11 protein-coding genes are annotated in these 11,965 nt (G+C 50.6%); 2 read left to right on the forward strand and 9 right to left on the reverse strand.

The genetic code is table 11. The features are described 5' to 3' along the window. Window positions 1–44: 44 nt before the first annotated feature. The 4 genes from lspA to murJ form a co-directional block, all read right to left on the reverse strand. On the reverse strand, window positions 45–554 hold the full coding sequence (lspA, locus tag BZG23_RS06520; RefSeq protein WP_046075104.1) for a signal peptidase II: 510 nt from the start codon (window positions 552–554) through the stop codon (window positions 45–47). Beyond that, on the reverse strand, window positions 554–3,379 hold the full coding sequence (gene ileS / locus BZG23_RS06525; protein ID WP_077578306.1) for an isoleucine--tRNA ligase: 2,826 nt from the start codon (window positions 3,377–3,379) through the stop codon (window positions 554–556). The genes lspA and ileS overlap by 1 nt, the downstream gene beginning before the upstream one ends. A 30-nt stretch (window positions 3,380–3,409) precedes the next feature. Next, on the reverse strand, window positions 3,410–4,345 hold the full coding sequence (gene ribF / locus BZG23_RS06530; RefSeq protein WP_046075102.1) for a bifunctional riboflavin kinase/FAD synthetase: 936 nt from the start codon (window positions 4,343–4,345) through the stop codon (window positions 3,410–3,412). Window positions 4,346–4,436: 91 nt separating this feature from the next. Next, window positions 4,437–6,008, reverse strand: coding sequence for a murein biosynthesis integral membrane protein MurJ (gene murJ, locus BZG23_RS06535; protein WP_046075101.1), 1,572 nt, complete (start codon window positions 6,006–6,008; stop codon window positions 4,437–4,439). A gap of 286 nt (window positions 6,009–6,294) precedes the next feature. Here murJ and rpsT point away from each other — a divergent pair, with 286 nt between their 5' ends. Next, window positions 6,295–6,555, forward strand: coding sequence for a 30S ribosomal protein S20 (gene rpsT / locus BZG23_RS06540; RefSeq protein WP_046075100.1), 261 nt, complete (start codon window positions 6,295–6,297; stop codon window positions 6,553–6,555). Between the two features lie 55 nt (window positions 6,556–6,610). Here rpsT and BZG23_RS06545 read toward each other — a convergent pair whose 3' ends face one another. The 4 genes from BZG23_RS06545 to nhaA form a co-directional block, all read right to left on the reverse strand. Further along, entirely contained in the window at window positions 6,611–6,928 is a 318-nt protein-coding gene (locus tag BZG23_RS06545) for an ArsR/SmtB family transcription factor (RefSeq protein ID WP_046075099.1), read from the reverse strand. 66 nt (window positions 6,929–6,994) lie between these two features. After that, the gene (gene nhaR / locus BZG23_RS06550) at window positions 6,995–7,888 is read right to left on the reverse strand and encodes a transcriptional activator NhaR (protein ID WP_046075098.1); all 894 of its coding nucleotides are present in this window, start codon (window positions 7,886–7,888) and stop codon (window positions 6,995–6,997) included. A 72-nt stretch (window positions 7,889–7,960) separates the two neighbouring features. Then, a complete protein-coding gene (locus tag BZG23_RS06555; protein WP_077606480.1) occupies window positions 7,961–8,236 on the reverse strand; it encodes a hypothetical protein in 276 nt (91 codons plus the stop codon). Next, window positions 8,205–9,410, reverse strand: coding sequence for a Na+/H+ antiporter NhaA (gene nhaA / locus BZG23_RS06560; RefSeq protein ID WP_077606481.1), 1,206 nt, complete (start codon window positions 9,408–9,410; stop codon window positions 8,205–8,207). The genes BZG23_RS06555 and nhaA overlap by 32 nt, the downstream gene beginning before the upstream one ends. A 419-nt stretch (window positions 9,411–9,829) precedes the next feature. Here nhaA and BZG23_RS06565 point away from each other — a divergent pair, with 419 nt between their 5' ends. Further along, window positions 9,830–10,978: a Na/Pi symporter gene (locus BZG23_RS06565; RefSeq protein WP_046075095.1), complete on the forward strand. Its 1,149-nt coding sequence runs from the start codon at window positions 9,830–9,832 to the stop codon at window positions 10,976–10,978. A gap of 122 nt (window positions 10,979–11,100) precedes the next feature. Here the strand turns inward: BZG23_RS06565 and BZG23_RS06570 are convergent, their stop codons facing one another. Next, window positions 11,101–11,940 carry a thymidylate synthase gene (locus BZG23_RS06570; RefSeq protein WP_077606482.1) on the reverse strand — a complete coding sequence of 280 codons (840 nt, stop codon included), beginning with the start codon at window positions 11,938–11,940 and terminating at the stop codon, window positions 11,101–11,103. Window positions 11,941–11,965: the final 25 nt, after the last annotated feature.

Below are 11,965 nucleotides of genomic sequence, written 5' to 3' on the forward strand. Positions count from 1 at the left end.
GATTCATCCTTTTAGACAGTCGCGGTTTTGCTGATAGATACGCATCATCCTTGTTTGGTCGATGACTGGCCTTGACGAAAACTATCTAGGATTATCAATGCAGCGCCCAAACATATCGCCGAATCGGCGAGATTAAACGCTGGCCAGTGCGAACTTCCGAGATAAAAATCAAGGAAGTCAATCACGTAGCCATGCACAAGACGATCAAACAAATTACCCAGTGCGCCACCAATGATCATTGCATAGGCAATATTGATCATGCGTTTGCTGGCCGGTGTTCCCCGCATCCAATACGCCAATAATCCGCTCACCCCCAGTGCAATCGCACTGAACAGCCAACGCTGCCAACCGCCGGCATCACTTAAAAAACTAAACGCCGCGCCGTGGTTGTGCACGTATGTAAGATTGAAAAAAGGCAGCACTTCAATCCGATTCGCAAACCCGTATTCCATGGTTTGCATCACCAGCCACTTGCTGCCGATATCGAGAGCAAAGACCAGCGGCGCTAGCCAAAGCCAGCGCCATCCTGATTGTGAGAGGGAAAGAGTCTGCATCACGCAAATTGGCGAGTTTCGCCTTCTCCTGCAATATTGGTCACGCAACGGCCACAGATCTCTTCATGACCCGCAATGGTGCCAACATCAGCGACATGGTGCCAACAGCGCTCACACTTAGCTGCGCTTGATGCCGCCACGTCCACAGCCAAGCCGTCGAGTTCAGTCTGTGTTGCGGAATCAGGGGCATCTCCCGCGATCACGGTTGCTTTCGAGGTCAACAGCACAAAGCGAAGTTCGTCGCCCATCAAGCGCAGCTTCTCGGCAAAGTCTGTCGGTGCATAAAGCGTGACTTCCGCTTCTAATGAACCGCCGATGACTTTTTCATTCCGGGCTTGCTCTAGGGTTTTGTTCACTGCACCGCGAACATCGAGCAATTTCGCCCAGAACGCCTGATTCAGCACAGCCTGCTGTTCTAAGTCAAACAAGCCGTCATACCAGACTTCGGTGAAGACAAACTTGGTTCGCTCGCCGGGCATTTCATTCCAGATCTCATCCGCGGTAAATGACATAATCGGTGCCATCCAGCGTACCAGTGCTTCCACGATGTGGAACAGCGCCGTTTGACAGCTGCGGTGCGCATGGCTGCCTGCTTTGGCTGTGTACTGACGATCCTTGATGATATCGAGGTAGAACGAGCCCATTTCAATCGAGCAGAACTGCATCAAACGCTGAGTCACTTGGTGGAAGTTACAAGCATCATACGCGGCAGTGATCTCTTGCTGCGCTTCGAGGGCGCGGCTGACGGCCCAGCGATCGACCGCCACCAAATCGTCTGGAGCAACCAAGTCAGTTTTAGGGTCAAAACCGTGTAGGTTAGCCAGCAAGAAGCGCGAGGTATTACGGATACGACGATAGGCATCGGCACTGCGTTTTAGAATTTCATCCGACACACTGATCTCACCCGTATAATCGGTTGATGCCACCCACAAACGGAGAATATCGGCACCCAGCTTGTTCATCACATCTTGCGGCATGATGGTATTTCCCAGCGACTTCGACATCTTGCGGCCATTACCGTCGACGGTGAAGCCATGGGTGAGTACACGGCGGTATGGGGCTTTGTCTTTAATTGCCACCGACGTCATCAGTGATGACTGGAACCAGCCACGGTGTTGATCCGAGCCTTCCAAATACATATCGGCTTCTTGACCGTTAAACTCGTCACGCTGATTAACCACAGCAAAGTGCGTCGCGCCAGAGTCAAACCACACATCCAGGGTATCCAAGACTTTCTCGTACTGATCAGCGTCATCGCCCAACAGTTCGTTCAGATCTAAGTCCCACCACGCTTGAATACCGGCTTTCTCTACGCGCTGAGCCACCTGCTCAATCAGGTTGAGCGTATCCGGGTGTAGCTCTGAGGTTTCTTTATGAACGAACAGGGCAATAGGCACGCCCCAAGTGCGCTGGCGCGAAATACACCAGTCTGGACGCCCTTCCACCATTGACTCAATGCGGCTTTGTCCCCAGTCAGGGATCCATTCAACGTTCTTGATCTCTTGCAGCGCTTTGTCTCGCAGCCCCGCTTTGTCCATGGCAATGAACCATTGCGGCGTGGCACGGAAGATAATCGGTGTTTTGTGGCGCCAGCAATGCGGGTAGCTGTGCTCATACGCGTGATGATGCAATAAGGCACCGTGCGTTTTCAGCGCTTCAATCACGCTGTCGTTGGCTTTAAACACGTGTTGACCGGCAAACAGCGGCGTGTCGGGCAGATACACACCATTGCTGCCAACCGGATTAGCCACTTCAAGATCGTATTTTTGACCGACCACAAAGTCTTCTTGACCATGCCCTGGCGCCGTGTGAACCACACCGGTACCCGATTCAGTGGTAACGTGATCGCCTAGGATAACCGGCACATCAAAGTCATAAAAAGGATGCTGCACGCGTTGAAGCTCCAACGCTTCACCTTTACAGAAACCAAGGTTGTGATAGTGCTCAATACCCGCGCGATCCATCACATCTTTTGCCAGCTCTGCGGCAAGGATCAAGCGCTGTGGCTGGTCACCTTCCACTTGCACCAACACGTATTCCAAGTCCGCCGCAACGGCGACCGCACGGTTCGCTGGCAAAGTCCAAGGCGTCGTGGTCCAGATCACCGCGGATACTGGGCCTTCGCCTTGGTGATCGCCCGCTAGGGTAAATACGTTCAATAACGCCTGCTCATCAACTGCGCGGAAAGTGACGTCAATCGACGGTGATGTTTTATCTTGGTACTCAACTTCGGCTTCCGCGAGCGCCGAACCACAGTCTGTACACCAATGCACGGGCTTGAAGCCTTTGTGCAAATGACCATTGCCCGCAATTTTACCCAGCGCTCGGATAATATTGGCTTCGGTATTAAAGTCCATGGTCAGGTAAGGCTTATCCCACTCACCTAACACGCCAAGCCGTTTGAAGTCGGCCTTTTGACCTTCCACTTGCTTGGCCGCGTATTCACGACATTTTTCACGGAACTCGGCGGTGGAGATTTTCTGACCTGGCTTGCCAACTTTTTTCTCTACCATCAATTCGATAGGTAGACCATGGCAGTCCCAGCCAGGGACGTACGGTGCGTCATAGTCCGCCAGCGTTTTCGATTTAATAATAATGTCTTTGAGAATTTTATTAACAGAGTGACCAATGTGAATATTGCCGTTCGCGTACGGAGGACCGTCATGCAAAATAAATGTTTTTTTGCCTTTCTTCGCTTGACGGATTGCACCGTAAAGATCTTCATCGTACCAACGCTTGAGCATATCAGGCTCGCGCTTAGCAAGATTACCTCGCATCGGAAACGCGGTTTCCGGCAGGTTTAAGGTATCTTTGTAGTCACTCATTGATTATTGATTCCGTATGGAGGTTACACTCTAGACATTATTGGCATCAGCCAGCCACGCACGCGCGGCTGATGCATCTCGTTGAATTTGCATTTTTAACGCGTCTACTGACGCAAATTTGGTCTCGTCACGCAACTTATGTAACAAGCTTACTTCAAGCTGTTTGCCGTATAAGTCGAGCGTGTGATCAAAAAGGTGTACTTCGAGTTGCTGGTGCGTGCCGTTTACCGTAGGACGGTGCCCTACATTCGCCACCCCAGGCAACGATTGCCCATCGATGGCCACCGTTACCGCATAGACACCAGAAACAGGTGAAACGCGACGTTTAAGCAACACATTTGCAGTAGGGAAACCAATCGTCCGCCCTAGCTTGCGACCGTGGGCAACCCGGCCACAAATACTGTAAGGACGCCCTAGCATATCGGCCGCCACTTGCATCTTTCCGGCGGAAAGTGCATCACGAATGGCCGTGCTACTCACACGCCGGTCGCTCACACAAAAGCTCTCGGTACTGACAACCGCAAAGTCATGCTCTTGTCCGGCTTGTTTTAAGCGCGAAAAGTCGCCAGTTCGCTTAAGGCCAAAGCGAAAGTCGTCACCCACAACCAGAAACTTAACACCCAATTGATTGACCAACAAGCGGTCCACAAAGGCATCAGGGCTCATGGCGGCGAATGCCGGGGTAAAACTCACGCACAACAGCCTGTCGACGCCCAGTTTGGCAAGCTGGGTGTATTTGTCCCGCAATCGCGATAAACGGGCAGGCGCTTGCTCTCCGAGAAATAACTCGAGCGGTTGCGGCTCGAACAGCATGACGGTCGCAGGCAAGTCAAGGGCTCTGGCCTTCTCAACGACTTGACGCAAAACAGCCTGGTGGCCGAGGTGGACACCATCGAAATTCCCGATGGTCAGTACACAGCCTCGGTGTTGCGCCCGGATGTTGTGGATGCCTCGAATTAATTCCATCGCCTGCTGACTATTTGAACTATTAAAACTGGCGGATTATATACTAGTCAGCGCTGGCAATCAGCCCTGGATTGATAATCCGCGCGCTCTATCATCCACGATGACGAATATCACTCACCCGTACACCGAGCAACAGGGCGGTGACAAGATAAAGCGCGCCGCCTCCCACAATAAGGCTGGCTAACGTTAAGCTTCGAGATAACAAGGACATCGACACCCACTGAGACAACGCAGGCATCACCAGGTACAAACCGGCGATCATCACCCCCACAGCCAACACGAGTTTGCTAATAAATCCGACGGTTGCCCGCGATAATTGATAAATGCCTTGGCGGTGTAATCCTTGATAGAGCAGGCCGGCGTTAATCAACGCAGACAGTGCGGTGGCTATGGCCAGACCGACATAACTAAACAAGTAAGCAAAGATGGCGTTGAAAACCATGTTGCTCACCATCGCTATCACACCATACTTTACGGGCGTTTTGGTGTCTTGGCGGGCGTAGTAACCAGGCGCAAGGACCTTAATCACCATAAAATTGACCAAGCCACAGGCATAAGCCATCAACGATAAACTCGCCGCTTCTACGTCAGGGACGCCAAATTCACCACGCATAAAGAGCACCATCAACATCGGTTGGGCAAGCACGATCAAACCCGCCATCGCTGGGATCCCAAGGAGCAACACCATACGCACCCCCCAGTCCATGGTGGCGGAAAATTGCTGAGGCGATTGGTCCACATGCTTTTTCGATAGCGCCGGCAAGATCACGGTGGCAATGGCAATACCAAACAGACCGAGCGGAAATTCAAGCAAGCGATCAGAGTAATACAGCCAACTGATCGACCCTGTCATCAAGAAACTGGCAATAAAGGTGTCGAATAATAGGTTAATTTGGCTCACCGAGACCCCGAAAAGCGCGGGAATCATTAGCTGACGTATTTTCACTACCCCAGGATGCTGCCAGCCCCACTTAGGTTTTACCAGCATGCCTTCTTGAGAGAGGAAAGGCAGTTGAAATAAAAGCTGAACCGCGCCCCCAATAAAGACACCAATCGCCAAACCTATTTCTGGTTGGGCAAGATGCGGGGAGATCCCTATAGCCGCCGCGATAATGGCGATATTCAAAAAAACAGGGGTAAAGCTCGACACCGCAAATTTATTGAGGGTGTTAAGTATCGCCCCAGATAAAGCCACAAAGGTAATAAACCATAAGTAAGGGAAGGTAATTTTGAGCATCAAGCTGGCCAACTCAAACTTGGCACCGTCAGGCCGGCCCTCGAGCCAATCCACGAACCAACCTGTACCAAACAGCGCCGCTAGGACGGGCGAACCGACCACCCCGAGCAAGGTGACAAGAGTGACCAAGCCACCTAAGGTGCCCACCACATTGGCGACCAGTTCACGCGAGTGCGCGCGTGTGTCATCATCTTTATCTCGCGCTTGATATTCAGTTAATACGGGCACAAACGCTTGCGAGAAGGCGCCTTCTGCGAACAAACGACGCAAAAAGTTCGGAATTTTGTTGGCGAAAAAGAACACATCGGCGGCGGCGCCTGCCCCCATCAAGTTCGCGATCACCACATCACGGACCAGCCCTAAAACACGGGACACCAAAGTCATGGTGCTCACGATGAGCCCAGAGCGTAAAAGTCGCTTACTCACGGTTACCTCTTGAAAACACGTGCCCAATGCGCGTCACTGTCGCACCTTCATTGTTTCTTTCCGCTGTCACGTTATCGCTGACATCGATAAGAAATGGAAATATAGGTGACGTCGGGGCTGAAATGCTGATAGAATCAGCCGCCATATTAACTGTGATAACCCCGCAGCGCCAACACATCGTTGGAGCGGCGGATCTTTGCACAAATGAATTGACAATAGAGGTAAAAAGAGGCATAGTCCTCCGCCTTGAAATGTCACCGAACAAAAAGATTTGGGAGTTAGACCCTTGGCGAATATCAAATCTGCTAAGAAGCGTGCGATCCAGTCTGAGAAGCGTCGCCAGCACAACGCAAGCCGTCGCTCTATGATGCGCACTTATATGAAGAAAACTGCTTCAGCTATCGCTGCAGGCGACAAAGAAGCAGCAACTGCTGCTTTTGCACAAGTTCAGCCTATTCTTGATCGTTCAGCCACCAAAGGCCTGATCCACAAGAACAAAGCAGCTCGTTACAAAGCAGCATTCGCAGCACAAATTAAAGCGCTGTAATTTTGCTCTTTGCAAAGAGATAAAAAAAACCGGCTTCGGCCGGTTTTTTTATTGCTTAAGGGTTGGGTGAATCCACGGTTTCCTTACAATACAGATCATGTAATAACTGGATAACCGCCTCAACTTCATCACTTTTTAGCGAGTAATACACGGTTTGCGCTTCTTTACGCGTGGCCACTAGGCCATCTTTTCGAAGCCAAGCAAGGTGTTGAGACAGCGCCGACTGGCTTAAAGGCACTCGCTCCACCAGCTGCCCAACCGACAACTCTCCTTGCAGTAGATAACACAGAATGAACAGGCGTTTCTCGTTGGCCATGGCCTTGAGCAGGTTTACCGCCTTCGGCCCATTCTGCTGCATGCGGGCTAAATCCATTCAACTTCCATCACTCATTAATACTCATTGCCACGAGTCTAGCACGATCTTTATGCCAATCTGTAACTAAACAAATAAGCGGCTGTAATCTGCCTCACAAATCCGCTTGACCGCCGGATGCTGGATCATTCGCTCGGCGAATATCACATAGTACTCTTCTTTGACCGCACTCAACTCGACAATTTGTACGGCTTGCCCGAGGCGCGTCACTTCCTCGGCATAGGTGGTGGGCGCAATGAATAACGCCTGATGACTAATGCCAAATGCTTTCATCAGTGCAGAGTCATCAAACTCACCCAGTATGTTGGGCACGATGCCTTGTTGATCAAACCACTGTGTGAGTTTTCGTCCCATAGCGGTTGCTTTACTCGGCATCAATATTTTTTGCGTGGCAAGACGGATAGGTAGCGGCACATCGGGGGGCTCTGCGGGATTAGAGGAATACAAACTCATGCTACTCTCACCAAGCTTGACGCTAAATAACCCCGCCTGTTGCGTGGAATCGACTGGGCAGTCGGACAAGATCATATCCAATTTATGCTGAGAGAGCTGTTCGAGTAGCATCTCGTGCGTCGATTCAAAGCAACGTAGGTGGATGGCATTATCGTTCGGGATAGCATGAAGCAAGATTTGACTGATCAAACGCTTAGATAAGGCATCAGCCACCCCTACATCAAATAAGATGTTTTCTTGTTGGCTATAGTTAACAATATCCAGCATCTCATAACTCAAGCCAAACATACGGTCCGCATATTGAAAAACGAGCTGACCCAGTTCGGTGGGCTCAACATAACGGCCATTGCGTTTAGTAAGCTTGCCATTTAAGCGCTGTTCCAGCGCTCGGATTTGCCCTGTCACAGTTTGTGGTGTTAAACAAAGTTTGTCCGCCCCTTGGGTGATCGAACCTTGCTTGCAGACCATCCAGAAATAGTAGAGGTGGTTGTAGTTTAGGTGAGCCATGCTGATTGATAAAAAAACGCCAGACGAGCAGCTTACGCTGCCCCTCTGGCGCCTTCAAGTTTCATGCTCGTTTTAGTCTTTCACATCATCTTTATCGAGCGGCTTTCTCACCCGCTCTCCAGCACGATGCTCTAACGCACGCTCTGAAAAGCTCGACCCATTTTCGGCTTTATCTGTGTCGTTTAATGAGGCCGTCATCGCTTTTCCATCTGCCACGCCCGCTAAGTAGGCTTGGCACACGTCGCTGTTATCCTTTTCTCCGTGGCAGTACATCTCTTGGTTCGCCGCCATGGCAGAGCCAGAGACGGCAACCAGGCTAGTAATCAATGCTAGTGTCGCCTTCTTCATACTCGTCTCCTCGTTCATCAGCAAGCGCGCTGGCTGGGGGCAATGCAAAGTGCAAGACCGCATAACCAATCACCGCGGCCAAGGTTGATCCTATCAAGATCCCCAGACGAGAGAGTGTGACGAACTCGCCATTCACACCGACAAAGGCCAGTGACGAGATAAAAATAGACATGGTAAAACCAATACCACAAAGCACTGACACCGCGAAGATGTGGGTGAAATTCACACGTGCTGGTAATTTGGCAATGCCGAGTTTCACCGCTGCCCAGCTAAAGCTAAAGATACCCAAAGGCTTACCAATCAGCAGACCCAATGCAATACCTAACGGCAACATTTCGGTTAAGTTTGCCAAAGAGACGCCATCCAAAGACACCCCGGCATTCGCAAAGGCGAAGATAGGCAAGATCAAATACGACACATAAGGATGGAGGGCGTGCTCCATTTTTTTCAACGGTGATGGGTCATCCTCCGTTTTTCCTTTCAGTGGGATGGCAAAACCAAGCACGACACCGGCGAGGGTCGCGTGAACACCTGACTGTAAAACACTGAACCACAGCACCAAACCAACCACCACATACGCGGTGATACTGGTGACTTTGCGCATATTCATCGCCACCAAGACTAAGGTAGCAGCAAACGCACTGGCTAACGCAATCACTGATAGATCACTGCTGTAAAACAGCGCGATGATCACTATGACCCCAAGATCGTCAATAATCGCCAGTGCGAGCAAGAAGACCTTTAGCGCCAACGGTACACGATTACCCAGCAATGCCAAAACACCGAGGGCAAAGGCAATATCGGTCGCGGCCGGGATCGCCCACCCCGATACCGCGAGAGGGTCACCCCAGTTAAAGGCTAAATAGACCAATGCGGGGGCGAGCATCCCACCAATGGCGGCGACCGCCGGGAAGGTCGCTTTGTCTTTCGAGTTTAAGGCACCTTGCACCAACTCACGCTTCACTTCCAAACCAATCAGCAGGAAAAAAATCACCATCAAGCCATCGTTGATCCAATGACCAACCGATAAACCGGCTATATAGGTATGAAGGGTGCTGTCATATAAAGGCTGTAGATCCGAGTTCGCTACGAACATCGCCAATACCGCCGCAATAATCAGCACAATACCTCCTGCGGATTCCATTTTCAGAAACTGACGAATGACATCAGTCATTTAAGCACTCCATACAAAAAAAGTGGATTTCCGTAGTCTAGTCAGCCAGACCACTTTTAGAAAAATCGTTTGTTCTGATAGTAAACATCGGAAAAACCGATATCAAAACTAACTTACCATTGATTTATTCGCAGTCTAATCTTTTTTATCCTTGCTAACCGCCCTGTGTTTAGCATAGTGTCAACGTGCGCCTCCCTGTTACATTTTTTCCACGGATTTTTTTACGGCACCGAACGGGCACAAATAATACTTAAAATCAGCAAGCTAACTGGCGCGAATTCCACTGATAACCTCGTCCAGATCGGATTTTCAAACCACTGCAGTATTTGTGTCATATTTCTGAAATATTACCTTCTTACTATCGCCGCAGATTTTTGCTTTGACACTAAACTGACATCGAACTGTCACGGAGATATCTTATGACTCCCCATGCTACAGCGGTAGAGGCAACCCAGAGCTCCTCAAATTGGTTCCGTTGGACCAAGCTTGCCGTCATGCTTTACCTCCTACTGGTGGCCGTTGCCATGGTAGGAAGCGGCTTTAAATGGGCCGTCGGCGACGAAGCAAAGACGCTCTTCGCGTTCGCTTCTCATCCCGTAGCTGGCTTAATGATTGGTATTGTTGCTACCGCATTGATCCAATCGTCAAGCACAGTCACCTCTATTATAGTTGGCTTAGTCGCAGGTGGCCTCCCGGTTGAAGCCGCGATTCCAATGGTCATGGGCGCAAACGTAGGCACCTCGGTCACTAACACGATCGTGAGCCTTGGGCATGCCCGCTGTAAAGTGGAGTTTAGTCGCGCATTTAGTTGCGCCACCGTCCATGATTTCTTCAACCTTTTTGCCGTTGCTATCTTCCTGCCATTAGAGATGGCGTTCGGTTTGCTGAACAAGATTTCCGAGTGGTTGGTTTCACCGCTGACGCAAGCCAGTGACATGAGCATTAAAGGTTTGAACTTTGTTAAGCCGCTGACAAAACCCGTGGTTAACGCGGTGCAATCACCGCTTGAAGCCGCTCTGCCTGGTAACATTGGTGGCGCTATCATGATTGTCATGGGGATTGCTGCCATCGTGATTGCGATTACCATCATGGGCAAAGTGATGAAAAAACTGATGGTCGGTCGTGCCAAAGACATGCTGAAGAACGCGATTGGTCGTGGTCCACTGCACGGTATTTTCTCAGGCTCTGTGGTCACTGTTTTGGTGCAGTCTTCATCGACAACCACCAGCTTAATGGTGCCGCTAGTCGGCTCAGGGGTGCTAAAAGTCCGTGACATCTACCCCTTCACCTTAGGCGCCAACATTGGGACTTGTATTACCGCCCTACTCGCCGCCACGGCGGTTACCGGTGAATTCGCGGTCTTTGCCCTACAAATCGCGTTGGTGCACTTAAGCTTCAACATCTTGGCGACGACGCTGATTTTCGGTATTCCGTTCTTGCGTGAATTGCCGCTCAAAGGGGCCGACTGGTTAGGCCAATTGGCAGCCAAATCAAAAGCGGCGGTACTGGCGTACATCGGCCTCGTCTTTGTGATTGTTCCAGGAAGCATTGTGCTGTTGTCACAGTGATGGGTTGACCTCCCGCCCAAGCGCAAAAAACCACCGCCCGTGCGGTGGTTTTTTTATTGGAGACACCAAAGTAAGTCAGATAAAGATGTCGCGATATGACACGTGAATCCGATAAGACGTCACTAAATGGCTATCGGTGCTTTAATCGTTGGGTGCGGCTCGTACCCTTCAATCTCAAAATCATCAATTTGATAATCGAAAATAGACGCCGGTTTACGTTTGATCACCAAGCGAGGTAGTGCACGCGGTTCACGTTTTAGTTGCTCGTAAACAATCTCGTCGGTTAAATGATTATGATAAAGGTGCACGTCTCCAAAGGTATGGACAAAATCGCCCACCGCTAAATCGCATTGTTGCGCAATCATATGAGTGAAAAGCGCATAGCTGGCAATGTTAAACGGCACACCCAAGAAGTAATCGGCGCTGCGCTGATAAAGCTGGCATGAAAGCTTGCCATCAGCCACGTAGAACTGGAACAAGCAATGGCAAGGCGCCAAGGCCATCTTGCCTTGTTCGGCGTTCTCGGTTGGGCTTATCGACTCATCAGGCAAATCAGCAGGGTTCCAAGCGGTAATGATATGACGACGTGAATTAGGTTTCGTTTTAATTTGCGCGATCAGTTGTTCGATTTGATCCACGGTCGAGCCATCAGGACACGCCCAAGAGCGCCACTGCGCGCCATAAACGGGGCCAAGATCGCCGGTTTCAGTCGCCCACTCATCCCAGATACGCACCTTATTTTCTTGTAAATAGTGAACGTTCGTATCGCCGTTAAGGAACCACAAAAGCTCATGGATAATGGCACGCGTGTAGAGTTTTTTGGTGGTGAGTAGCGGAAAGCCAGCGGCAAGGTCAAACCGCAGTTGCCGACCAAACACTGACCGTGTTCCCACGCCCGTGCGATCGCCTCTATCCGTCCCATTATCGAGAATATCCTGCATCAAAGCCTGATACTGCTTCATAGTGTTTCCTATCATTGGCCAAACG

It is taken from the genome of Salinivibrio sp. ML290 (assembly GCF_001995695.1).
Lineage (GTDB): Bacteria > Pseudomonadota > Gammaproteobacteria > Enterobacterales > Vibrionaceae > Salinivibrio > Salinivibrio siamensis.

Bases quoted from the DNA above. Each gene is read 5' to 3' on its own strand.
- lspA (WP_046075104.1), bottom strand. From the start codon at position 554: ATGCAGACTCTTTCCCTCTCACAATCAGGATGGCGCTGGCTTTGGCTA.
- ileS (WP_077578306.1), bottom strand. From the start codon at position 3,379: ATGAGTGACTACAAAGATACCTTAAACCTGCCGGAAACCGCGTTTCCG.
- ribF (WP_046075102.1), bottom strand. From the start codon at position 4,345: ATGGAATTAATTCGAGGCATCCACAACATCCGGGCGCAACACCGAGGC.
- BZG23_RS06545 (WP_046075099.1), bottom strand. From the start codon at position 6,928: ATGGATTTAGCCCGCATGCAGCAGAATGGGCCGAAGGCGGTAAACCTG.
- nhaR (WP_046075098.1), bottom strand. From the start codon at position 7,888: ATGGCTCACCTAAACTACAACCACCTCTACTATTTCTGGATGGTCTGC.
- BZG23_RS06555 (WP_077606480.1), bottom strand. From the start codon at position 8,236: ATGAAGAAGGCGACACTAGCATTGATTACTAGCCTGGTTGCCGTCTCT.
- nhaA (WP_077606481.1), bottom strand. From the start codon at position 9,410: ATGACTGATGTCATTCGTCAGTTTCTGAAAATGGAATCCGCAGGAGGT.
- BZG23_RS06565 (WP_046075095.1), top strand. From the start codon at position 9,830: ATGACTCCCCATGCTACAGCGGTAGAGGCAACCCAGAGCTCCTCAAAT.
- BZG23_RS06570 (WP_077606482.1), bottom strand. From the start codon at position 11,940: ATGAAGCAGTATCAGGCTTTGATGCAGGATATTCTCGATAATGGGACG.